The organism is Polaromonas sp., assembly GCF_029945685.1.
Classification (GTDB): domain Bacteria; phylum Pseudomonadota; class Gammaproteobacteria; order Burkholderiales; family Burkholderiaceae_C; genus Polaromonas.
The window spans coordinates 83,178-107,020 of sequence record NZ_JAQSDA010000025.1 but is presented as its reverse complement, the minus strand read 5'-3'; the positions used below and the strand labels follow the sequence as shown (position 1 = coordinate 107,020).

General features: G+C 65.7%; 18 protein-coding genes. 11 read left to right on the top strand and 7 right to left on the bottom strand.

The window, feature by feature from the left end; translation table 11 throughout:
• Positions 1 to 12: 12 nt before the first annotated feature.
• The 4 genes from PSV26_RS16325 to PSV26_RS16310 all read left to right on the top strand — a co-directional run bounded on the left by PSV26_RS16325 (position 13) and on the right by PSV26_RS16310 (position 3,195).
• On the top strand, positions 13 to 513 hold the full coding sequence (locus tag PSV26_RS16325) for an arsenate reductase ArsC (protein WP_300572172.1): 501 nt from the start codon (positions 13 to 15) through the stop codon (positions 511 to 513).
• Complete coding sequence (locus PSV26_RS16320; protein ID WP_300572170.1) at positions 510 to 1,217, top strand: MIP/aquaporin family protein; 708 nt, start codon at positions 510 to 512, stop codon at positions 1,215 to 1,217. Before PSV26_RS16325 ends, PSV26_RS16320 begins: the two co-directional genes overlap by 4 nt.
• Positions 1,214 to 2,458 (top strand): MFS transporter, encoded by a 1,245-nt coding sequence (locus PSV26_RS16315; protein WP_300572168.1) that lies wholly within the window; start codon positions 1,214 to 1,216, stop codon positions 2,456 to 2,458. Before PSV26_RS16320 ends, PSV26_RS16315 begins: the two co-directional genes overlap by 4 nt.
• A 206-nt stretch (positions 2,459 to 2,664) precedes the next feature.
• Positions 2,665 to 3,195: a dihydrofolate reductase family protein gene (locus tag PSV26_RS16310; protein WP_300572166.1), complete on the top strand. Its 531-nt coding sequence runs from the start codon at positions 2,665 to 2,667 to the stop codon at positions 3,193 to 3,195.
• Positions 3,196 to 3,216: 21 nt separating this feature from the next.
• On the opposite strand, the gene PSV26_RS16305 is transcribed toward PSV26_RS16310, so the two are convergent.
• The gene (locus PSV26_RS16305; protein WP_300572164.1) at positions 3,217 to 3,720 is read right to left on the bottom strand and encodes an N-acetyltransferase; all 504 of its coding nucleotides are present in this window, start codon (positions 3,718 to 3,720) and stop codon (positions 3,217 to 3,219) included.
• Positions 3,721 to 4,110: 390 nt separating this feature from the next.
• On the opposite strand from PSV26_RS16305, the gene PSV26_RS16300 reads away from it, so the two are divergent.
• The 5 genes from PSV26_RS16300 (at position 4,111) to PSV26_RS16280 (ending at position 14,615) form a co-directional block, all read left to right on the top strand.
• Entirely contained in the window at positions 4,111 to 5,676 is a 1,566-nt protein-coding gene (locus tag PSV26_RS16300) for an efflux RND transporter periplasmic adaptor subunit (protein ID WP_300572162.1), read from the top strand.
• 22 nt (positions 5,677 to 5,698) lie between these two features.
• Complete coding sequence (locus PSV26_RS16295; RefSeq protein WP_300572160.1) at positions 5,699 to 8,776, top strand: efflux RND transporter permease subunit; 3,078 nt, start codon at positions 5,699 to 5,701, stop codon at positions 8,774 to 8,776.
• 814 nt (positions 8,777 to 9,590) lie between these two features.
• Positions 9,591 to 12,836 (top strand): efflux RND transporter permease subunit, encoded by a 3,246-nt coding sequence (locus tag PSV26_RS16290; protein WP_300572159.1) that lies wholly within the window; start codon positions 9,591 to 9,593, stop codon positions 12,834 to 12,836.
• 8 nt (positions 12,837 to 12,844) lie between these two features.
• Positions 12,845 to 14,281 carry an efflux transporter outer membrane subunit gene (locus PSV26_RS16285; protein ID WP_300572157.1) on the top strand — a complete coding sequence of 479 codons (1,437 nt, stop codon included), beginning with the start codon at positions 12,845 to 12,847 and terminating at the stop codon, positions 14,279 to 14,281.
• 190 nt (positions 14,282 to 14,471) lie between these two features.
• The gene (locus PSV26_RS16280) at positions 14,472 to 14,615 is read left to right on the top strand and encodes a DUF3149 domain-containing protein (RefSeq protein WP_096695920.1); all 144 of its coding nucleotides are present in this window, start codon (positions 14,472 to 14,474) and stop codon (positions 14,613 to 14,615) included.
• Between the two features lie 36 nt (positions 14,616 to 14,651).
• Here PSV26_RS16280 and PSV26_RS16275 read toward each other — a convergent pair whose 3' ends face one another.
• The 6 genes from PSV26_RS16275 to PSV26_RS16250 form a co-directional block, all read right to left on the bottom strand.
• A complete protein-coding gene (locus PSV26_RS16275; protein WP_300572155.1) occupies positions 14,652 to 15,284 on the bottom strand; it encodes a YitT family protein in 633 nt (210 codons plus the stop codon).
• Positions 15,281 to 15,787: a hemerythrin domain-containing protein gene (locus PSV26_RS16270; protein WP_300516803.1), complete on the bottom strand. Its 507-nt coding sequence runs from the start codon at positions 15,785 to 15,787 to the stop codon at positions 15,281 to 15,283. Before PSV26_RS16270 ends, PSV26_RS16275 begins: the two co-directional genes overlap by 4 nt.
• Before the next feature lie 194 nt (positions 15,788 to 15,981).
• The gene (glmM, locus tag PSV26_RS16265) at positions 15,982 to 17,313 is read right to left on the bottom strand and encodes a phosphoglucosamine mutase (RefSeq protein ID WP_300516801.1); all 1,332 of its coding nucleotides are present in this window, start codon (positions 17,311 to 17,313) and stop codon (positions 15,982 to 15,984) included.
• Between the two features lie 49 nt (positions 17,314 to 17,362).
• Positions 17,363 to 18,256 (bottom strand): dihydropteroate synthase, encoded by an 894-nt coding sequence (gene folP, locus PSV26_RS16260; RefSeq protein WP_300516799.1) that lies wholly within the window; start codon positions 18,254 to 18,256, stop codon positions 17,363 to 17,365.
• A 63-nt stretch (positions 18,257 to 18,319) separates the two neighbouring features.
• A complete protein-coding gene (gene ftsH, locus PSV26_RS16255) occupies positions 18,320 to 20,242 on the bottom strand; it encodes an ATP-dependent zinc metalloprotease FtsH (protein WP_300516797.1) in 1,923 nt (640 codons plus the stop codon).
• A 133-nt stretch (positions 20,243 to 20,375) separates the two neighbouring features.
• Entirely contained in the window at positions 20,376 to 21,062 is a 687-nt protein-coding gene (locus PSV26_RS16250) for an RlmE family RNA methyltransferase (RefSeq protein WP_300516794.1), read from the bottom strand.
• An 88-nt stretch (positions 21,063 to 21,150) separates the two neighbouring features.
• Here PSV26_RS16250 and PSV26_RS16245 point away from each other — a divergent pair, with 88 nt between their 5' ends.
• Both PSV26_RS16245 and PSV26_RS16240 read left to right on the top strand, forming a co-directional pair.
• Positions 21,151 to 21,627, top strand: coding sequence for a YhbY family RNA-binding protein (locus tag PSV26_RS16245; protein ID WP_300516791.1), 477 nt, complete (start codon positions 21,151 to 21,153; stop codon positions 21,625 to 21,627).
• Between the two features lie 122 nt (positions 21,628 to 21,749).
• Entirely contained in the window at positions 21,750 to 23,843 is a 2,094-nt protein-coding gene (locus tag PSV26_RS16240) for a M3 family metallopeptidase (RefSeq protein ID WP_300572153.1), read from the top strand.

Here is a 23,843-nt window from a genome sequence, read left to right as displayed (position 1 = left end):
CGGAGAACCTTCATGGCTGAGCGCCCCCTCAACGTCCTGTTTCTGTGTACCCACAACTCGGCCCGCAGCATTTTGGCCGAAGCGGTGCTGAACCACATCGGCCAGGGGCGCTTCAAGGCCTTCTCGGCCGGCAGCAGCCCGCGCGACAATCAGCAGCCGAATCCGCTGGGCCTGCGGGTCTTGCAAAACGCAGGTATATCCACCGAGGGCTTGCGCAGCAAAAGCTGGGACGAATTTGGCAAACCGGACTCAGAGCGGATGGACTTGGTCATCACCGTCTGCGATAACGCAGCGGGAGAGGTCTGCCCCTACTGGCCCGGCCAGCCCGCCACCGCGCACTGGGGTTATGCCGACCCGTCCGAGGGCGACGGCGATGAGGCGCACAAACTCGAAGCCTTCCGCCAGACCCTGCACGCCATCCACAGACGGCTGGGGCTATTGATCAATTTGCCGTCTGACAAGCTGGAGCGCGCGATGGTGCAGCAGACCGCACGCGATCTGGCCGGCTCATGAGCGGCGCAGCTTCCACGGCGGCCAAGCTGCCGCCAATGGCGCAGCGCCTGTTCGCCGAATTTCTGGGCACCGCCGGCCTGCTCTGCGCCGTGATTGGCTCGGGCATCATGGCCGAGCGCCTGGCCGGCGGCAACACCGCCATCGCCCTGCTGGCCAACACGCTGGCCACGGTGTTTGCGCTGTATGTGCTGATTGAAACGCTGGGCCCGGTCAGCGGTGCGCACCTGAACCCGGTGGTGACCCTGGTTTTATGGTCAAAAACGCCTTCAGACCATGCTGGCCGTACGCAGACAGCTCTCTTTTTCATAGCATTTCAACTCGCAGGCGCAGTGCTTGGCGCCTGGCTGGCAAACGCGATGTTCGACATGAGCGTGCTCCAGGTCAGCAACAAGCTGCGCGGTGGCTGGGGCCAGTGGCTGGCTGAAGCGGTGGCCACCGCCGGGTTGATTCTGGTGATTCTTCGCGCACCTGTTGGCAAGGCGTCGGCATTGGTAGCCTGCTATATAGGCGCGGCCTACTGGTTCACAGCCAGCACCTCGTTTGCCAACCCGGCCGCCGTGCTGGGCCGCATGTTGTCAGACAGCTTTGCCGGCATTTCACCAGCCAGCGCGCCCGGCTTTGTGATCGCCGAAGTCGCTGGGGCTGCGCTGGGTGTGCTGCTGGACCGGGGGCTGGACGGCCGCAGATACACGGGCCAGGCTTGAAACTACGCGGCGCGCTGACCGGGGGCCAGCGCCGCAGCGCCACCGTTGGCAGCCTGGGCGTCGCGCAGACGCTGGCCTGGGCTTCCAGCTATTACCTGCCGGCCATGCTGGCCACATCCATGGCGCGTGATCTGGGCATCAGCACAGCCACCGTGTTCCTCGGGTTTTCGCTGGCGCTGGTGGTTTCCGCCCTGCTGGGCCCCTTTGCCGGCAAGACGATTGACCGTTATGGCGGCCGGCCGGTGCTCGTCGCCACCAGCTTCATCTTTGCCGCCGGGCTGGCCGCCCTGGCCCTGGCACAGGGGCCGGTCGGCCTGTTCGTGGCCTGGGCCATTCTGGGTGTGGCCATGGCCGCCGGACTGTATGAAGCCGCTTTTGCCACGCTGGTGCACCTGTACGGCAAGGACGCGCGCGGCGCCATCACCGGCATCACACTGCTGGCCGGTTTTGCCAGCACCGTGGGCTGGCCGCTGTCGGCCTGGCTGGAACTCGAATGGGGCTGGCGTGCCGCCTGCGGGGTGTGGGCCGGCCTGCACCTGCTGGTGGCGCTGCCGCTGAACTGGATGCTGCCTTCCACACCGGTAGCGCCAGCTGAGCCGCCGGCCGTGCAGGCCATGCCAGCAGAACCGGCGCCGGCCGGCACCCTCTCCGCATCTGAAACCGCGTCCGTACAAAACCCGGCGCGCACGGCGGCGCTGCTGGCCTTTGTGTTTGCCGCGACCTGGTTCATCAGCACCGCCATGGCCGCACACCTGCCGCGCCTGCTGCAGGTGCACGGCGTGCCGCTGGCCACCGCGCTGGTGTTTGCCGGGCTGGTCGGCCCGGCGCAGGTGGCCGGGCGGCTGCTCGAATACGGGCTGCTGCGCAACATCCATCCGCTGATCTCGGCGCGCGTCGCCGGCGCCATGCACACGCTGGGCGCCCTGGTGTTTCTGGCTGTCGGCGTGCCGGCGGGTGCCGTGTTCACCGTGCTGCACGGTGCCGGCAACGGCGTGCTGACGATTGCCAAGGGCACGCTGCCGCTGGTGCTGTTCGGCGCCAAGAACTATGGCGCGCGCCAGGGCCTGCTGATGGTGCCGGCGCGTTTTGCGCAGGCGCTGTCGCCGTGGCTGTTCGGCCTGGCGATTGACCGCTTCGGCGCGAGCGCGCTGTGGTTTTCAGCGGCGCTGGGCGCGCTGGCTTTTGCCGCGCTAATGGCGATGCGGGATGCTTCTTCCAAAGGAATCCGGGATGAGGTCTGAATCGCGTTGATGAATATGGACCAAATTTCGTGCTCAAACTGATCCGGGATTTTCTCCCCTGGTGGATGCTTGGAGTGCCCATCCCAATCGATCGGCTAAACCGAACGACCAGATCTTGAGGCAGCTGGCGTGTGGTTGGCTCGCGGGACCCGGAAGTCTGTAATCATTCTCATGTGGAAACTACCGTGTTGCGAAAGGAAGTACTTATGGCCAAGCTAGTTTTCGGAATGAACCAGTCGCTGGACGGCTACGTCGATCACACGGCGTTCGCGCCTGGCCCGAAGCTCTTCCGCCACTTCATCGAAGAAGTCAAAGGGCAGACGGGCAGCATCTACGGCCGCCGGATGTACGAGATCATGCGTTACTGGGACGACGAGCATCCGGAGTGGGATGACGCGGAGCGCGCCTTTGCGGCGGCGTGGCGGAAGCAGCCCAAATGGGTCGTCTCGCGCACCTTGAAGTCGGTCGGCCCCAATGCGACGCTGGTTGAGGATGACCTTGCGGGCGCGATCCGCCAGTTGAAGGCCGAACGTGACGGGGAAATCGAAGTCGCCGGTCCGGAGCTGGCGCACAGCCTGACCGGGCTTGGGCTGATCGATGAGTACCGGATCTACCTGCACCCCGTTGTGCTGGGTCAGGGCAAGCCCTATTTCGCCGGATCGCGGCCGCCGCTTCGCCTGATGACCAGCGACCGGATGGGCGAGGAGGTCATCAGGTTGACCTACGTCCCTGCGTGATCTGACGGCTGGCCAAACGACTCAACCCAGCCACTTCTGCAAAAACTGCGCGCTGCCCAACACCGGGTCAAGCTGGTAGCCGGCAAAACCGATGCGTTCATAAAGTTTGATGGCGGACGCATTGCCCTGCAGCACTTCCAGCGTGAGTTTGCAGGCGCCACGCTCGCGTGCGATGGCCTCGACCTCGGCCAGCATCAACTCACCGACCCGCCGGCCGCGGTGGCTGGCCAGCACCACCACGTCGTGCACATTGACCAGCGGGCGGCAGGCAAAGGTTGAAAAACCTTCGATGCAGTTGACCAGCCCGACCGGCTGCGCGCCGTCGAAGGCCAGCACGCTGAAGGCCTGGGGCCGTGCGGCCAGTTCCGCCACCAGGTGGGTTTTGGCGAAGTCGCTCAGGGGCTGCCCGCCGCCGGCCTTGTCACGCGCGTAGGCGTCGAGCAGGAAGACCAGCGCGTCGGCGTGTACTGGGTTGCGGTAGTCAGCGCGGCTGATGCGCAGGCCGGAAGCGGCGATAGATGTCATGCGGGGAGCCCTGTGGACAAGTGGATGTAGTGATTCTAAGCAGCGAATCCACGCGCCCGGCGCGGCGCCACCGCCTGAAACAGGCATCCAATCGGCCTCCAGCGCAGGCAGGGAAAGCGCCAGCAGCTATCAAAAACAGAGCAATGTGCGCTGCCAGACAGTTGTCGCCAGCACGTTCCGCCACGGCAGGTGCCGGGCCACCGCTCTTTACCGGACATTTACGAAGCCCTTTCCGGCGCTACACCTGAGCGCGAAGCCTTGCAGTGATAATTCTTTGGCGAGCTGAAAAATACACGCTGGCAGCGCCAATGCGCCGCTGGTGACAACACCCATCAAACACAAAAAAGTGCCGCGCCAGACCGCTGGTGCGGTGGGCAACAAGGACAGCTGATGGACCTGAAATCCGAGGCGCCGACCGCCGGCCCCGAGACCCTCCCCCGTAAACGCCTCAGCCGACGCGCGACCCTGATTGGCGGCCTGATCGCGGTGGTCGCGCTGACCGGCACCGGCTGGCTCGCCTGGCGCCTGACCCATCCCGCGGCAGACGCCAGCACCGCCGCCCCGGGCGGCGGCGCCCGCCGCGGCCCGCCGGCCACCACGGTCGGCGTCGCCACCGCCGAGCGGGCCAGCATTCCCATTCTTCTGGACGCCCTGGGCACGGTCACACCGCAAGCCACGGTGAAGGTGCGCCCGCAGGTCTCCGGTGTGCTGCAGAAAGTACTGTTCAAGGAAGGCCAGATGCTGCGTGCCGGCGAGCTGATGGCCACCATCGACCCGCGCCAGTTTGAACTGGCCCTGCAGCAGGCCAGCGGCCAGCGCCAGCGCGACGAGGCCCAACTCGACAGCGCACGTGTCACGCTGCAGCGTTTCAGGACCCTGCTGGGTCAGGACTCGATAGCCCGCCAGGAGGTCGACTCCCAGGCCGCGCTGGTCAAGCAGCTCGAGGGCACGGTGGTGATCGACAAGGCCAACGAAGGCGCGGCCCGCCTGAACCTGGGCTACACCCGCGTGGTCGCACCGGTCAGCGGCCGCGTCGGCCTGCGCGCCGTGGACGTGGGCAATGTGGTGAACCCCAGCGATGCCAACGGCATAGCCACGATCACCCAGGTCACCCCGATCGACGTGGTGTTTTCCATCCCGCAGGACCAGGTCGGCGAATTGCAGCAGGCCGTCAGCGCCGGCACCGTGATGAAGGTCACCGCGCTCGACCGTACCCGCTCGGGCACGCTGGACACCGGTGTGTTCGCCTCGCTGGACAACCAGATCGACACCACCACCGGCACCGTCAAGGCCAAGGCGCGTTTTGCCAACAGCAAGCTCACGCTGTTTCCCAGCCAGTTCGTGAATGTGCAGTTGCTGGTCCGCACCATCGACAACGCCGTGGTGGTGCAGGTCACCGCCGTGCGCCTGGGCAGCAGCGGCGACTATGTGTATGTGCTCAATGCGGCCGAGCGCACCGTGAGCCTGCGCCCCGTCAAACGCGGAACGGCCACGGTCGACAAAATCGTGATCAGCTCCGGCCTGCAGGTGGGCGAACGCGTCATCACCGAAGGCGCCGACCGGCTCAAGGACGGCGCACGCGTGGTGCTGCCGGGCGATGCGCCGGGCGGCGGCGGTCGTGCCGCGGGCGCGCGCCGGCCCCAGGGCGCAGCGTCGGCCCCGCTCAGCGACGCCAGGGCGCCCGCCGGCGCGGCCATGCCGCAAGCCAGCGCCTCTGCAACGGCAGGCACGCCCGCTGTGGCAGCGCAAACGCCGGCCGCAGCGGCCGCTGCGACCACCCCGCCTTCCGTCCAGCAGCGCCAGCGTTTTCTCGACCAGGTGAAGGACGACCCGGAGGCGCTGGCCCGTCGCCAGGCGCTGCTCGCGCAAATCGACCGCGGCGACCCGGCCGCGTTGGCGCGCTGGCAGCAGATCATGGAACGGCGACGCCAGGGCGCCCCTGCGCCGGCACAATGACGGTCCCCAGGCGACTGCCCGCATGAGCCCGTCGAGTCCCTTCATCCAGCGGCCGGTTGCCACCGCGCTGCTGATGGTGGCCATCGTGCTGGCGGGCCTGGTCGGCTTCAAATTTTTGCCGCTGTCAGCCCTGCCGCAGGTGGACTACCCGACCATCCAGGTGCAGACGCTGTACCCCGGCGCCAGCCCCGAGGTCATGGCGCAAACCGTCACCGCGCCGCTGGAGCGCCAGTTCGGCCAGATGGCCGGGCTGCAGCGCCTGAGTTCGACCAGCGCGGCCGGCGTCTCCATCGTCACCTTGCAGTTTGGCCTGGGCCTGGGCCTGGACGTGGCCGAGCAGCAGGTGCAGGCGGCCATCAATGCCGGCGGTTCGCTGCTACCGGCCGACCTGCCGGCGCCACCGGTGTACGCCAAGGTCAACCCGGCCGACGCGCCGGTGCTCACGCTGGCCATCACCTCCGACAGCCTGCCGCTCACCGAGGTGCAGAACATCGTCAACACCCGCCTCGCGCTCAAGATCAGCCAGGTCAGCGGCGTCGGCCTGGTCTCGCTCAGCGGCGGCCAGCGGCCCGCCGTGCGCATCCAGGCGGACACGCGCGCCCTGGCCTCCTACGGTCTCGGTCTCGATTCGCTGCGCACGGCGATTGCGGCGGCCAATGCCAACGGCGCCAAGGGCAGCATCGACGGCCCGACACGTTCGTACTCCATCAATTCCAACGACCAGCTGCTGGCGGCGACGGAGTACAAAAACCTGATCATTGCCTTTCGCAATGGCGCGGCGGTGCGTGTCGCCGATGTGGCGCAGGTGGTGGACAGCGCTGAAAACGTCAAGCTGGGCGCCTGGAGTGGCTTGAAGCCCGCCATCATCCTGAACGTGCAGCGCCAGCCCGGCGCCAACGTGATTGCCACGGTGGACGCGATCAAGGCACGCCTGCCCGAGCTGCAGGCCGGCCTGCCAGAAGCCATGAAGGTCGATGTGCTGAGCGACCGCACCACCGGCATACGCGCCTCGGTGCTGCATGTGGAGATCGAACTGCTGCTGGCCGTGGTCATGGTGGTGCTGGTGATTTTTGCCTTCTTGCGAAACCTGCGCGCCACCGTGATCGCCAGCTTGGCCGTGCCGATTTCGCTGATCGGCACCTGCGGCGCCATGTACCTGCTGGGGTACAGCCTGAACAACCTGAGCCTGATGGCGCTGACGATTGCCACCGGGTTTGTGGTGGACGACGCGATTGTGATGATAGAAAACATCTCGCGCTACATCGAAAAAGGCGAGGCCCCGATGGCCGCCGCGCTCAAGGGCGCGCAGCAGATCGGCTTCACCATCATTTCGCTGACGGTGTCACTGATTGCGGTGCTCATCCCGCTGCTCTTCATGGGGGATGTGGTCGGACGGTTGTTCCGCGAATTTGCGGTGACGCTGGCCATCACCATCCTGATCTCGGCGGTGGTGTCACTCACGCTGGTGCCCATGATGTCGGCCAGATGGCTCAAGCATGAACCGGACATCGGCGGCAGCCCGACCGGCGCGAAACTGCAGAAGTTTTTCGACGGCGTGATCACGCGTTACGACCTGTCGCTGACCTGGGTGCTCAGGCGCCAGGGCCTGACCCTGCTGGTGGCGCTGGCCACGCTGCTGCTCACCGTGCTGCTGTATGTGCTGATTCCCAAGGGCCTGTTCCCGACGCAGGACACCGGCCAGCTGCAGGCCCGCATCGAGACCGCCCAGTCGGTGTCGTATGCACGCATGGCCGAGTTGCAACAGGCCGCGGCCAAAGCCATTCTGGAAGACCCCGATGTGGACACCTTGAGTTCCTTCATCGGCGTGGATGCCGCCAACAACACCATGCTGCACACCGGCCGCATGCTGATCAACCTCAAACGCACGCGCAGCACCAGCCAGCAGGAAACCATGGACCGGCTGCAACGCCGTGCCGGCGCGGTGGCCGGCGTCACCATGTACCTTCAGCCCACGCAGGACCTGACCATCGACGCTGAAACCGGCCCGACGCAGTTCCGTGTTTCGCTCGAGGGTTCGGACACGGCCACGGTGGCGCTGTGGGCCAACAAGCTGGCGCAGCGCATGCAGGAATTGCCGGCCCTGCGCAACATCGCCTCGGACGCCGGCGCCACCGGCACCTCGGCCTACATCTCGGTGGACCGCGACACCGCCTCGCGCGTGGGCGTGACGACCTCGGCGATTGACGACGCGCTCTACAGCGCTTTTGGCCAGCGCATCGTCTCGACGATTTTCACCGAGACCAACCAGTACCGCGTGATCCTCGAGGCCCTGCCCGACCCCCTGATGACCGCAGCCTCGCTGGGCAGCCTGCCGCTCAAGACCGGCTCGGGCGTCACCACACCGCTGTCCAGCATCGCCACCATCACCGAGCAGCCCGCGCCACTGCAGATCACCCGCGTGGCCCAGTACCCGGCCACGACGCTGGGCTTCGACACGGCAGCGGGCGTATCGCTCGGCAAGGCGGTGAGCCAGGTCAAGCAGGCAGCGAAGGACATCGCCCTGCCCGCCAGCGTGACCCTGACCTTCCTGGGCGCAGCGGGCGCCTACCAGACCTCGCTGTCCAGCCAGCTGTGGCTGATCCTGGCGGCGGTGATCTGTGTCTACATCGTGCTCGGCGTGCTGTACGAAAGCTACATCCACCCGCTGACGATTCTCTCGACCCTGCCTTCGGCCGGTGTTGGTGCGCTGCTGGCCCTGATGATCAGCGGTTCCGACCTCGGCGTGATCGGCATCATCGGCATCATCCTCCTGATCGGTATCGTGAAAAAGAACGCGATCATGATGATCGACTTCGCCATCGACGCCGAACGCAGCGAAGGCAAGTCGCCCCAGGAAGCGATTCACCAGGCGGCGCTGTTGCGCTTTCGCCCCATTCTGATGACCACCCTGGCCGCGCTGTTTGCCGCCGTGCCGCTGATGCTGGGCTGGGGCGAAGGTGCGGAGCTACGACGGCCGCTGGGCCTGGCCATCTTCGGCGGCCTGATCGTCAGCCAGGTGCTCACGCTGTTCACAACGCCGGTGATTTATCTGGCGTTTGACAGGATGGGGCAGAGGTTTGGGCGGAGGGGTTCTGTGTGAACGCCCTCCTCCTTCCGCGGGCTGTCATCCCTGACTTGATCCGGGAACCATGCTCGAAGACCACCACCGTTCGGGCAGAGCCTGTCGAAGCCGCCTTCCCTTCCCGCGTTGGAGGTGTGCCCACTAGCCGGGGGTTGCCCGGCGGCAACTCACTTTTCTTTTGCGTCGCCAAAAGAAAAGTAAGCAAAAGAAAAGGCGACCCTGCTGTCTGCGACCCCTTCGCTTCGCTACGGGGCAACCTGCGGTGCTCGGTCCAGCCGGGGCCGGGCTCGAACTCGCTTCGCTCAGACAATCGCCCGCCCTTGTCCGTCTGGCCCTCCGCTCCTCGGCGCAGCCAGAAGGGCGGTGGGGACGGGATCGGAAGCGGAGCCGGATTCGGGACCGGAATCGGGCTCCAGCGAGGGCGCGCTTTGCGCGTCCTCGCCTCCCCGCACCCGCACCCGAATTCATTCCCCCACCCGTTAGGCTGGGCCGAGGAGCGCAGGCAAAAGCGGATCAGGGCTCGCGATTGTCTGAGCCGAAGGCGAGTTCGAGCGAGACCCCGCTTTTGCCGAGCACCGCAGGTTGCCCGCAGCGAAGCGGAGGGACCCAGACTGTCGGGTCGCCTTTTCTTTGGTGACTTTCTTTTGGCGACGCAAAAGAAAGTTACTTGCCGCCGGGCAACCCCCGGCTTGCTGGCGAACCACCGCCCGTGGAATCAAGAGACGGCTTCGACAGGCTCAGCCCGAACGGTTGAAGGGACACCTCCCGGCCAAGCGGCTGAAGCACCATGCGTAAAGCGGCAAACCGCCTCCGACGCAACGGAGGCGGACAAATGAACCTCTCCGAACCCTTCGTCCGCCGCCCAGTCGCCACAGTGCTGCTGACCATAGGCCTGGCCCTGGCCGGCATGGGTGCGTTTTTCGTGCTGCCGGTGTCGCCCCTACCGCAGGTTGATTTCCCGACGATTTCGGTCAGCGCCTCGCTGCCCGGCGCCAGCCCGTCCACCATGGCCAGCAGTGTGGCGACACCGCTGGAGCGGCGTCTGGGCACGATCGCCGGCGTCAACGAAATGACGTCCAACAGCAGCAACGGCTCGACCCGTATCAGCCTGCAGTTCGACCTGAACCGCAAGATCGATGCGGCCGCGCGCGAGGTGCAGGCCGCCATCAATGCCTCGCGCGCGGACCTGCCCGCCACTTTGCGCAGCAACCCGACCTACCGCAAGGCGAACCCGGCCGCGGCGCCCGTCATCATCCTGGCGCTGACCTCCAGAACCCGCGCACCTGGCCAGATTTACGACGAGGTCTCCAACCTCGTGCAGCAGAAAATCGCCCAGGTGCAGGGCGTCGGCGACGTCGAGCTTGGCGGTGGTTCCCTGCCGGCCGTGCGGGTGGACCTGCTGCCGTTTGCACTGAACCGCTACGGCGTCAGCATGGAAGACGTGCGCGCCGCCCTGCAGGCGTCCAACGCGAATCGACCCAAGGGCGCGATTGAAGGCAACGGCCAGCGCCTGCAGATCTATTCCGGAGCAAGCACCGCCAGCGGCGGGCGCAAGGCGGCCGACTACCGCGACCTCGTGGTGGCCTGGCGCAACAATGCGGCGATCCGCCTGCGCGACGTGGCCGAGGTGGTCGATGGCGTGGAGAACGTCAACACGCTGGGCCTGTTCAATGGCGAGCCGGCCGTGATCGTGCTGGTGACGCGCCAGCCCGATGCCAACGTGATCGCCACGGTGGACGGCGTGCGCGCCCTGCTGCCCGAGCTGCAGGCCCAGCTGCCGCAGGACGTGGTGCTGCACGTCGCGTCGGACCGCACCAATTCGATACGAGCCTCGCTCAAGGAGATCGAGATCACGCTGCTGATCTCGATCGCACTGGTGGTGCTGGTGGTGAGCGCCTTCTTGCGCAGCGCGCGCGCTACCGTGATTCCCGCCGTCGCCACCGCGGTCTCGCTGCTGGGCACCTTCGGCGTGATGTATTTCCTGGGCTTCAGCCTGAACAACCTGAGCCTGATGGCGCTCACCGTGGCCACCGGCTTCGTGGTGGACGACGCCATCGTGGTGCTGGAAAACACCAGCCGGCACATCGAGGCCGGCATGGACCGTTTCCAGGCCGCGCTGCTCGGCGCGCGCGAGGTCGGCTTCACCGTGCTGTCCATCAGCCTGTCGCTGGTGGCGGTGTTCATTCCCCTGCTCTTCATGGGTGGGCAAACCGGCCGGCTGTTCCGCGAGTTTGCGGTCACGCTGTCGGCCGCAGTGCTGATCTCGCTGCTGATCTCGCTGACCACCACCCCCATGATGTGCGCCTGGTTGCTCAAGCCCGACGCCCACACCAAGCCGCCGGGGCGGGTGGCGCGCTGGTTCGAGGCGGCCTTCAGGCGCCTGCACCGCGGCTACGAGATCAGCCTCGACTGGGCACTGGCCAGCCGCGTGATTGTGATGCTGAGCCTGCTGGCGGTCATTGCACTCAATGTCTACCTGTTCGTCGCCATTCCCAAGGGCTACTTCCCGCAGCAGGACAGCGGGCAGATCAGTGGCGGCATACGCGCGGACCGCAGCATTTCCTTCCAGGCCATGCAGACCAAGCTCAAGGCCATCGTGGACATCATCCGCGCCGACCCGGCGGTCGATACCGTGGTCGGTTTTACCGGCGGCTCGCGCGCCGGCGGCGGCTTCATGTTCATCAATCTCAAGCCGGTGAGCCAGCGCACGGACAAGGGCCAGGCGGTGATCACCCGGCTGCGTCCGCAACTGGCGCAGATCACCGGCATCAGCATCTTCCTCAACCCGGTGCAGGACCTGCGCGGCGGCGGACGGGCCAGCAACTCCACCTACCAGTACACCCTCAAGAGCGACAATGCCGCCGACCTGAAGGTCTGGGCCACACGCCTGGCCGAGCAGATGAAGCTGCAGCCGGCGCTGACCGACGTGGACACCGACCAGCAGGAAAACGGCGTGGAGACCATGGTCACCGTGGACAAGGACAGCGCCGCGCGACTGGGCATCAACTCGCGCGATGTGGACAACGCGCTGTACAACGGCTTCGGCCAGCGCCAGGTCGCCACGATTTATGCCGACCTGAACCAGTACAAGGTCATCATGGGCGTGGCGCCGCGTTACATCCAGAGCCCGGAATCGCTGAAGGACATTTATGTTCCCGCCAAAGGTGGTGGCGGCACGACACTCGCAGCCGCAACCCCGGCTGCCAGCACCAGCGTCGTCAATCCGGCGCTGCGCGACCCATCGTCGGGCCAGGCGCTGAGCGCAGCGGTGACCACCATGGTGCCGCTCTCGGCGATTGCGAGCTTCAGCGAAAACCCGACGGCGGCGTCGATCAGCCACGAAGACGGCGAGCTGTCGACCACGGTGTCCTTCAACCTGGCCGAGGGGATCCCGCTCAGCCAGGCCCAGGATGCCGTCAAGCAGGCTGAAGCCGAGATCCGCCTGCCCACCAACGTGCGTGGCAGTTTTTCAGGGACTGCGCTCAGCGCGCAGCAGTCGCAAAACGAGCAGCCGCTGCTGATCCTGGCGGCGCTGATCGTGATCTACATCGTGCTGGGCATCCTGTACGAAAGCCTGGTGCACCCAGTCACGGTGCTGTCCACCCTGCCCTCGGCCGGCGTGGGGGCGGTGCTGGCGCTGATGCTGTTCAAGATGGAGTTTTCCATCATTGCGCTGATCGGCGTCTTTCTGCTGATCGGCATCGTCAAGAAAAATGCCATCCTGATCATTGACTTTGCGATCGAGGCCGAGCGCTCGCGCGGCCTGTCGGCCATCGACGCGGTGCGCGAGGCCTGCCTGCTGCGCTTCCGGCCCATCCTGATGACCACGCTGGCCGCCATCCTGGGCGCGCTGCCGCTGGCCATCGGTTTCGGCGAAGGTGCCGAGCTGCGGCGGCCGCTGGGCATTTCCATCATCGGCGGCCTGATTGCCAGCCAGTTGCTCACGCTGCTCACCACGCCGGTGGTCTACATCCTGCTCGACAAGCTGCGCCGCCGCAGCCCGTCCGAGCGCCACCTGAGCCGTCACCCCGACGATGCCGGCGTGCCACCGCCCGGTGCGCCGCTGCAACTGTTATGAGGCCTGCCATGCGATCCAGATTCACGCTTTACCCCATCGCCGCCGCGCTTGTCGTTCTGCTCGGCGGCTGCGCTGTCGGCCCCACCTACCAGCGGCCGCTCACACCCGAGGTCGGCAGTTACAAGGAGGCCGAAGGCTGGGTGCCCGCGGCGCCGGCCGATGCACTGGAACGTGGCCCCTGGTGGTCACTGTTCGGCGACCCGGTGCTTGACCAGCTGGCCGCGCGGGTGGAGGTGTCCAACCAGAATGTGGCGGCCGCAGTGGCCGGCTACGCCCAGGCCCGTGCGCTGGTGCGCGAGCAACGCGCGTCCCTCTTTCCGGCGGTCACGCTGGGCAGCGGCGCCACCCGCTCCGGCAGCGATGGCAGCAGCAGTACCAGCACAAACACGGCAGGCGGTACGGGCGGACGCACCAGCAACAACTACCAGCTCAGCATAGGCGGCAGCTGGGAGCCCGACGTCTGGGGCCGTCTCGGCCGTGCGGTCGAGGGCGCCAGCGCGGGCGCCCAGGCCAGCGCGGCTGATCTGGCCTCGGCCAGACTGTCTGCGCAAGGCGAACTGGCCATCAACTACTTTTCGCTGCGCCAGCTGGACGCGCAAAAGGGCCTGCTCGAGGACACCCTCACCGGCTACCGACGCGCACTGGAAATTGCCCAGAACCGCTACAACGCCGGCATTGTCGGAAAAACCGATGTGCTGCAGGCGCAAACCCAGCTCGCCAACGCCCAGGCAGACGATGCCGGCCTGGGGCGGCAGCGCGCGCAACTGGAGCATGCGATCGCGGTGCTGGTCGGTGAGGCCCCGGGCAATTTCTCGCTCGCCCGTGCGGCGTGGAAACCTTCGGTGCCTGAGGTGCCGGTGGGTGTGCCGTCGACGCTGTTGCAGCGTCGGCCAGACATCGCCGCAGCCGAACGCCGCGTGGCCGCTGCCAATGAGCAGATCGGCATCGCCAAAAGCGCCTATTACCCCAAACTGTCCCTGAGCGCCTCCTATGGCCTGGGCGCGAGCCGCGTGGCGGACCTGTTCAGCGCGTCCAGCATGGCCTGGTCGCTGGGCCTGTCGGCTGCGCAGGTGCTGTTCAATGCCGGAGCCACCAGCGCCCGCGTGGACGGCAGCGAGGCGGCCCATGCACAAACCGTGGCGCGTTACCGGCAGACCGTGCTGGCCGCCTTCCAGGATGTCGAGGACCAGCTGGCCGCCACCCGCGTGCTCTTGAGGCAGCAGGAACTGCGCCGGCAGGCCTCCGCATCGGCCGACCAGGTCGAGCAGCAGGTGCTCAACCGCTACCGCAGCGGCCTGGTGGGCTATACCGAAGTCATTTCAGCACAGGCCACCGCGCTGAGCGCGCGCCGCGCACTGGTGCAGGCCATGGCAGACCGCCAGACGACCGCTGTGGCGCTGATCCAGTCGCTCGGTGGCGGCTGGCAGGCGGAGCCGTCGCCCTGAGCGAGCCGGTCATGCTTCGTTTTCAGTAGCATCCGGCGTACGTATTCATTGGGCTGCAGGCCTGAATCTTGTACAGTTCCACACAGGTCCCAGGCCTGGAGGGCGGCTTCAGGCACATATTGTTGACTTGCGTCAGTATGTCTTTCAGGCAGACAGGCCATAGTGGCAACACTACCAAGGAGCGACCATCATGAAATTGTTGACTGACCTGTTTTCCACCGACTACGGCATCATGACCGTTATCGGCATTGCCTTCATGATTGGGATGGGCGTGTTTTTCTTCATGCTGTTCATGGGCAAGATGGACCAGGACGCCAAACGCGCCGGCAAATAAGTCCGGGGGCCGAGGCCCGGCCCTGAAGAAAAGCAGCTACATCGCCATGTAGCGGCCGGGCCGGTGGTTGATGGCCAGCGCGAGGTTCAGCACGACGGCGCCCAGCACCGACAGCGCGACACGCTGCCAGTCGGTGACCCACAGCGCACCCAGCACGATCAGGCCGTCCATGGCCATCTGCACCTTGCCGGCGCGCCAGCCCAGGCGATCCTGCAGATAAAGCACCACGATGTTCAGGCCGCCCAGGCTGGCGCCATGGCGAAACACGATGAGCATGCCTGCGCCGCAGAGCAGGCCACCGAGCACCGCCGCCAGCGCGGGTGACAGGTAGCCGAAGGCCAGCCCCTGCGGCAGGACCCAGGTGAACAGCGACAGCAGGCCCACGGCCGCAAAGGTCTTGAGGGTGAAGGCCAGCCCCATGCGCCGCCAGGCAAAGAAATAAAAGGGCAGGTTCACCATAAAAAACGCGAGGCTGAAACTCAGGCCGGTGGCGTAGTGAATCAGAAAAGCGATGCCGGCCGTGCCGCCCGTCAACAGGCCGGCGTGACCGAACATGACCACGCCCAGCGCCACAAACAGGGTGCCCGTGGTCAGGGCCTGCACATCCTCATGCAGGCGGTGGCGCGGCACGCCCATGGCGCCGGCCGCAACGGCAGGTGCGGTGCTCATGCCGCCCGGGCGGTGGCTGCGGGCGCCTGGGTATCGGTGCAGCTGGCACCGCCGCAACCGTGAATCATGTCCCTGGGCAAGGCCGCGGGCATGGCGACCACACCCGTGACCGGGTCGTAACCGATGCCGCGCAGGTGCAGGGCCAGTGCGGCATCCATGGTCTGGGCGTGCTGGGGAAACCAGAGCGCGAGTTCACGCGCCATGTCGCGCAGCATCTTCAGGTTGCCGGTTTCGCCGCCGGCCAGGCCTTCTCGCATGACCTGCAGCACGACCTTGTGCTGCACGCTGTGGCAGTTGGACGATGAAAACCGCGTGTCCTGCATCCAGCGGTCTTCCCGGCTGAAATGTTCATCGGTGTGGTCCAGCAAGACGCGCCAGTGGGCCAGCAGCGCGTGGTCTGCGGCGTTTTCCACCTGCGCCAGCAGCTCGACAAATTCCCGATGGGTGTCGTCCATCGCGGGCAGGTCTAACGCCAGCGCGTCAGACCATTCAAGATTCGGCATGTTCAAGGCTCCGGCAGGGGTGATGCGCAAGCTTACGCAATCCATCGCGGAAAAAACTTGATCCAGGTCATGAATCCATGCGCCAGAGACCCCGGCACGAAGAGCCATCATCCTGGTCGGGATGCTCTGCTTTTGATAGCTGTCCGCGCCCGGCCACCTTGGGCCAGAGGCACTTTTATTGCCGAAAGCCGGCGTCAGCGCCTGATGGTGTCGGCCACGCGTTCAGCGCAGGCCAGCGCCTGCGCGGCGTCACGCGCCTCTACCATGACGCGCAGCAGCGGCTCGGTGCCGCTGGCGCGGATCAGCAGCCGGCCGCTGTCACCCAGCTCGGCTTCGACGCTGCGGCTCATGTCGGCCAGGGCCGCGCTGCTTTTCCAGTCCTGGCCGGGCTGCAGCCGCACGTTGATCAGCGTCTGCGGAAACAGGGTCACATCGGACAACAGCTGGGCCAAGGTCTTGCCGCTGCGCACGCAGGCCTGCAAGACCTGCAGCGCGCTGATCAGGCCGTCACCGGTGCTGTGTTTGTCCAGCGCCAGCAGGTGGCCGGAGCCTTCGCCGCCGAGCAGCCAGCCGTGCTTCTCCAGTTCTTCCAGCACATAACGGTCGCCGACCTTGGCGCGTACAAACTCGACGCCCCGGGCTTTCAGGGCCACCTCGACAGCCATGTTGGTCATCAGGGTACCGACCGCGCCCGGCACCTTTTCGCCGCGCGCCAGGCGTTCGGCCACCATCAGGTAGAGCACTTCGTCGCCATTGAAAAGCCGGCCCTGGGCGTCCACCAGTTGCAGCCGGTCGGCGTCGCCGTCCAGCGCCACGCCGTAATCCGCCCCATAGGCCTTGACGGCCTTGATCAGCGCCTCGGGATGGGTCGCGCCGACCTCGTGGTTGATGTTCATGCCGTCGGGCGCGCAGCCAATGGCAATGACCTCAGCCCCGAGCTCATGAAAGACTTCCGGTGCAATGTGGTAGGCCGCACCGTGCGCCGCATCCACGACGATCTTCATGCCCTTGAGCGTCAGGTCATTGGCAAAGGTGCTTTTGCAGAACTCGATGTAGCGGCCGGCGGCGTCGTCGAGCCGGCGCGTCTTGCCGAGGTTGGGCGAGTCTGCCCACACCGGTGCCTGTTCCAGCACGGCTTCGACTTCCTCTTCCCAGGCGTCCGACAGCTTGGCACCCTGGGCGCTGAAAAACTTGATGCCGTTGTCGGGAAAGGCGTTGTGGCTGGCACTGATCACCACGCCCAGGCTGGCACGTTGCGTGCGCGTGAGGTAGGCCACGCCGGGAGTCGGCAAGGGCCCGAGCAGCACCACATCAACACCCGCGGAGTTGAAACCCGACTCCAGCGCACTCTCGAGCATGTAGCCGGAAATGCGGGTGTCCTTGCCGATCAGCACGGTGGGCCGGGCCTCGGTCTTCTTCAGCACGCGGCCGACCGCATGCGCCAGGCGCAGCACAAAATCGGGCGTGATGGGCGCCTGGCCCACCGTGCCGCGAATGCCGTCGGTGCCGAAGTATTTTCTTGTCATTGCGGTGAGTCTCTGGTTGTGATGGCGTCGATCAATGCCGGGGGAAATTCTAAGGTGCGCCGACCGGCCCGCCTGTAGGCTGTGGCGCCGTGGCAGCCAGCCAGACCTTCAGGGCCTGCACGGTTTCCCGGACATCGTGCACACGCACGACCCGCGCACCGCGGTCCGCAGCCAGCACGGCGGCAGTCACGCTGGGCACCATGCGGTCGAGAATGTCGAGCTGCGCCACCTGGGCCAGGGAGTTGCTGCTGACGGCCGCCAGCGAGGACTTGCGCGACCAGCCGGCCAGCAGCGGGTAACCAGCCGCAAGCAGCTCGCTCTGGCGCGCCAGCAACGCAAAATTCTGCGCCACGGTCTTGCCAAAACCGATGCCCGGGTCCAGCACAATGCGGCCGGCAGCCACGCCCAGCGCGCGCAGCCCGACCGCCGCCTGAAGCAGGAAATCCAGCACCTGCGGCACCACGTCGCCCTCCATGGGCGCGGCCTGCATGGTCTGCGGTTCACGGTGCATGTGCATCAGGCAGACGCCACACGCGGGGTGCGCTGCCACGACAGCGGCTGCACCGGGCTGGCGCAGCGCCCAGATGTCGTTGATGATGTCGGCCCCCAGGTCCAGCACGGCGGCCATGACCTCAGGCTTGTAGGTGTCCACCGATACCGGCACACCCAGGGTGACCGCATGGCGCACCACCGGCAACACGCGGGCCAGCTCTTCGTCCAGCGGCACCGGTGGTGCGCCGGGGCGGGTCGATTCGCCGCCGATGTCCAGCAGGTCAGCGCCGTCCCTGACCAGCTGCTCGCAATGCGCAAACGCGGCGCGTTGCGCGCCGTCCGCGGAGAAGTATTTGCCGCCGTCTGAAAACGAGTCAGGCGTGACATTGACGATGCCCATCACGCGGGGCTGCCCGAGGTCAATTTGAAAGCGCGAGGTTTGCCAGATCATGGGGTATTGTCGAGCCAAAGAAAAACCGGGGACTTGCCCCGGTTGTCATGTGGATGGAGGCGCTCAGGCCACCGTGGGTGCCGGGTCGGTCGTGACCGCCGGCGTGCCGCCGCTGGGGCCACCGCTACCGCCCACCGACGGGTTGCGCGGTGTCCAGTCTTTCGGTGGACGCGGCTCCCGGCCGGCCATGATGTCGTCGAGTTGCTCGACGTCAATGGTCTCCCACTCCAGCAGGGCCTTGGCCATCGCGTGAATCTTGTCCTGGTTGTCCTCAATCAGCGTGCGCGCCTGGGCGTACTGCTGGTCGATGATGCGGCGAACCTCGTCGTCGACCTTTTTCAGGGTCGACTCGCTCATGTTGTTGGTCTTGGTCACCGAACGGCCCAGGAACACTTCGCCTTCATTCTCGGCGTACACCATGGGGCCGAGCGCCTCGCTCATGCCGTAACGCGTGACCATGTCCCTGGCCAGCGCGGTGGCGCGTTCGAAGTCGTTGCTGGCACCGGTGGTCATCTGGTTCATGAAGACTTCTTCGGCGATGCGCCCGCCGAACAGCATGCTGATCTGGCTCAGCATGTACTCGCGGTCATAGCTGTAGCGGTCCTGGGCCGGCAGGCTCATGGTGACGCCCAGCGCACGGCCGCGCGGAATGATGGTGACCTTGTGCACCGGGTCACACTTGGGCAGCATCTTGCCGAGCAGGGCGTGGCCCGACTCGTGATAGGCCGTGTTCCTGCGTTCGGACTCGGGCATGACCATGCTCTTGCGCTCGGGGCCCATCAGGATCTTGTCCTTGGCTTTTTCGAAGTCCTGCATTTCCACGGTGCGCGCATTGCGGCGTGCGGCCATCAGGGCGGCTTCGTTGCAGAGGTTGGCCAGGTCGGCGCCGGACATGCCGGGCGTGCCGCGGGCGATCACGCTGGCATTGACGTCCTGGCCGAGCGGGACCTTGCGCATGTGCACATTGAGGATCTGCTCGCGGCCACGGATGTCGGGCAGCGTCACATAGACCTGACGGTCAAAACGGCCGGGACGCAGCAAGGCGGAGTCCAGGATGTCGGGCCGGTTGGTGGCGGCCACCACAATCACGCCGACATTGGTTTCAAAACCGTCCATCTCAACCAACATCTGGTTCAGGGTCTGCTCGCGCTCGTCATTGCCACCGCCCAGGCCAGCGCCACGCTGGCGGCCGACAGCGTCGATCTCGTCGATGAAGATGATGCAGGGCGCGTTTTTCTTGGCGTTGTCGAACATGTCGCGCACGCGGGCCGCGCCCACGCCGACGAACATCTCGACGAAGTCGGAGCCGGAAATCGAGAAAAACGGAACCTTGGCTTCACCGGCGATGCCTTTGGCGAGCAGGGTCTTGCCGGTGCCCGGAGGGCCAACCAGCAACAGGCCACGCGGAATGCGTCCACCCAGCTTCTGGAATTTTTGCGGGTCTTTCAGGAAGTCGACCACTTCCTTGACCTCTTCCTTGGCCTCGTCGCAGCCTGCAACGTCGGCAAAGGTCACGGTATTGGTGGACTCGTCGAGCATGCGGGCCTTGGACTTGCCAAAGCTGAAGGCCCCGCCCTTGCCGCCGCCCTGCATTTGCCGCATGAAGTAGACCCAGACACCAATCAGCAGCAGCATCGGACCCCAGCTGACCAGCAGGGTCATCAGGAGCGAGCCTTCTTCGCGCGGCTTCACGTCGAACTTGACGTCGTTGGCGATCAGGTCGCCGACCAGACCGCGGTCCAGGTAGGTGGCCGTGGTGCGAATGCGGCGGTCATCGGTGGTGACGGCCGAGATTTCCGTGCCGCCCTGGCCTTCCGCGATGGTCGCGGACTTGATGCGTTTGCCCTTGACCTCGTCAAGGAACTCGGAGTACCCAAGGTAATTCGTACCGGCGCCACCGCGTGTATCAAATTGCTTGAAAACGGTGAACAGCACCATGGCGATCACCAGCCAGATTGCAATTTTTGAAAACCACTGATTGTTCAAGGATGTCTCCGATAGAGGAACACAAGGCACATGCGCCTGATTTTAGGCGTTTCAAGGGCAAAAGCCTCATAACAAGCCCGGGACATCCCTTGGTTTGAAGCGGGATTGCGGTATTTATTGCGTTTGAGCAAGCTCAGATGGTTGGGGCCGGCCTGTTTTTGAGCCCCATGCCGACCAGAAAGGTTTCCGACGACTCCGAGCGCGAGGCCTTGGGCTTGATGGGCTTGACGACCTTGAAGGTCTCCTTGAACAGCTTGACCAGCGGGCTGTAGGCCCCGCCGTGAAACAACTTGACGACCAGCGCGCCCTCCGGTTTGAGGTGCTGCACGGAAAAATCCACCGCCAGTTCCACCAGGTGGGCAATGCGGGCGGCGTCGGCCGATTCGATGCCCGAGAGGTTCGGCGCCATGTCGGAAATCACCACGTCGACCTTGGTAAAGCCTTTGTCGGCGGCCAGAGTCTGCTCCAGAATCTGTAGCACCTCAGGTTCCCGGAAGTCCCCCTGGATGAACACCACGCCTTCGACCGGGTCCATCGGCAGGATGTCCAGCGCCACGATGCGGCCGTTGAGTTCGCCGGCTGCAGCGCCCGCCGGCGAGAGCTTGCGGCGCGCGTACTGGCTCCAGGCGCCGGGTACGCTGCCCAGGTCCACCACACAGTGGCCTGGCCTGATCAGGCCCAGCATGTCATCGATTTCCTTGAGCTTGTAGGCGGCACGAGCCCGGTACCCCTCTCTTTTGGCCAGCTTGACGTAGGTATCGTTGACGTGGTCATTCAGCCACGCTTTGTTGACCTTTTTGCTTTGGGTTTTTACTTTCATGCCTCTATTGTCCTCTTAGCGCCCTGCGGCGCTGCGGTTTCCCCAACGATAAATCAACGGCAGCGGCAGCTTCCCGGATAATCGGGGCATGGCTCAAATACTACTTACCCCCGCCCAGCGCAAAGACCACCGCGCCGAGGCGCACCACCTGGACCCCGTCGTGATGGTCGGCTCCGACGGCCTGACCCCCGCCGTCAAAAGGGAAATCGACCTGGCCCTGAAGGCGCACGGCCTGATCAAGGTCCGCGTGCAGTCGGACGACCGCCCCGCGCGCGAAGCCATGTTCCAGGCACTGGCCGACGAACTTGGCGCCGCACCCATCCAGCACATCGGCAAGCTGCTGGTGTTGTGGCGTCCGGTGCCTGAAAAGGAAAAAAAGGTCAATGAGGACCGCATGCCCGGCCCGCGCGACGTCAAGGTGCTGAAAAACAGCGCGCGTTACGGCCAGCGTCCCGAGGTCAAGACCCTGCGCGTGCTGGGCAACCAGCGCCTGACGCCGGGCGGCACGGTCAAACGCGCGAAACCGAAGAAGCAGCAAAGCGCCAAGAAACGCGCGCAAGGCTGAGAAGCTGAGCCAACACGCCGGCGTGATCTGCCCGGCCCCTGGCCCGGCCAGCGCGGCACTTTCCTTCTTTTGTCCCGCGCGCCCCCCTTTAGATCGGGTGCCTGCGCCCACAACTGATGGACATGACTACCTTGACCCCATTGAACGCCTCCAACCCGCTTCTCGATTTTTCCGGCCTTCCCCTGTTTGACCGCATCGCGCCCGGGCATGTCGGCCCTGCAGTCGATGTGTTGCTGGCACAGGCCGAAGCCGCACTCGAACGCGTCACCGCGCCGGCGTTTCCGGCGCGCTGGGCGGACATTGCCGGCGTGCTGGACGTCGCCACCGAAAACCTGGGCCGGGCCTGGGGCGCGGTCAGCCACCTCAACAGCGTGGCGGACACCCCCGAACTACGCGCCGCCTACAACGCCACCCTGCCCCGCATCACCGAGTTCTGGACCCGCCTGGGCGCCGACGAACGGCTGTACGCCAAATACAAAGTCATTGACGTGGCATCGCTGAACCCCGAACAGCGCCAGGCGCACAAGAATGCGGTGCGCAACTTCGTGCTGTCGGGCGCCGAACTGGTGGGGGCGGCCAAGGAACGCTTTGCCGCCATCCAGGAGCGCCAGGCCGAACTGAGCCAGAAATTCAGCGAAAACGCGCTCGACGCCACCGACGCTTACGCCTACTACGCCCGTGAAGACGAGCTCGCCGGGGTGCCGGCCGACGTGGTCCAGACGGCGCGCGCGCAGGCCGAAGCCGAGGGCAAAGCGGGCTACAAGCTCACGCTGAAGATGCCCTGCTACCTGCCGGTCATGCAGTTTGCCGACAGTTCCGCCCTGCGCGAAACCCTGTACAGGGCCTACAGCACGCGCGCCAGCGACCAGTCGGCGCCGGAGTTCAGCCGCTTTGACAACAGCGCCGTGATGCAGGAAATTCTTGCCTTGCGGCTGGAGGAAGCGCAGTTGCTCGGTTACCGCAATTTTGGCGAGGTCTCGGTGGTCCCCAAGATGGCCGACTCGCCCGAGCAGGTGATCAGCTTCCTGCGCGACCTCGGCCAGCGCGCCAAACCCTACGGCCTCAAGGACGTGGCCGACCTGCGCACCTTTGCCGCGGAAAAACTGGGCCTGAAAGACCCGCAAGCCTGGGACTTCACCTGGATAGCCGAAAAGCTCAAGGAAGCGCGTTATGCCTTCAGCGAGCAGGAAGTCAAACAGTACTTCACCGCCCCCAAGGTGCTGGCCGGCCTGTTCAGGATTGTCGAGATCCTGTTCGAGGTGGCGATCCGGCCCGACACGGCCCCGGTCTGGAACTCCGGCGTCGAGTTCTACCGCATCGAACGCGACGGGCACCTGGTGGGCCAGTTCTACCTGGACCGGCCGGCGCGCACCGGCAAACGCGGCGGCGCCTGGATGGACGATGTGCGCGCCCGCTGGCTGCGCCCAGACACCGGCCAACTGCAGACCCCGGTGGCGCACCTGGTGTGCAACTTCGCGGACGGCGTCGGCGGCAAGCCGGCCCTGCTCACCCATGACGACGTGACCACACTGTTCCACGAGTTCGGTCACGGCCTGCACCACATGCTGACCCAGGTCAACGAGCGCGATGTGTCCGGCATCAGCGGCGTTGAATGGGACGCGGTCGAGCTGCCCAGCCAGTTCATGGAAAACTTCTGCTGGGAATGGGATGTGCTCAAACACATGACGGCCCACGTGGACACCGGCGAGCCTCTGCCGCGCGCCCTCTTTGACAAGATGCTGGCTGCGAAAAACTTCCAGAGCGGCATGCAGACCCTGCGCCAGATCGAGTTTTCGCTGTTCGACATGTTGCTGCACACCGAGTGGCAACCGGGCGGCGACGTGATGGCGCTGCTGGCCGGCGTGCGCGAGGAATACGCCGTGATCACCCCGCCACCCTACAGCCGCACGGCGCACACATTCAGTCACATCTTTTCGGGTGGGTATGCGGCCGGTTATTACAGCTACAAATGGGCCGAAGTCCTCTCGGCCGACGCCTACGCGGCCTTCGAGGAAAGTGCACAGGGCGCCACAACTGCAGGTGTAAACACCGACGCCGAAGCCGGCCCCAGCCCCGTTAGTCTGGAAACTGGCAGAAAATACCGGCAAGCCATTCTGGAGGCCGGTGGCAGCCGCCCGGCCATGGAATCGTTCAAGGCCTTCCGTGGCCGCGAGCCTTCCATCGACGCGCTGCTGCGCCACCAGGGCATGGCGTGA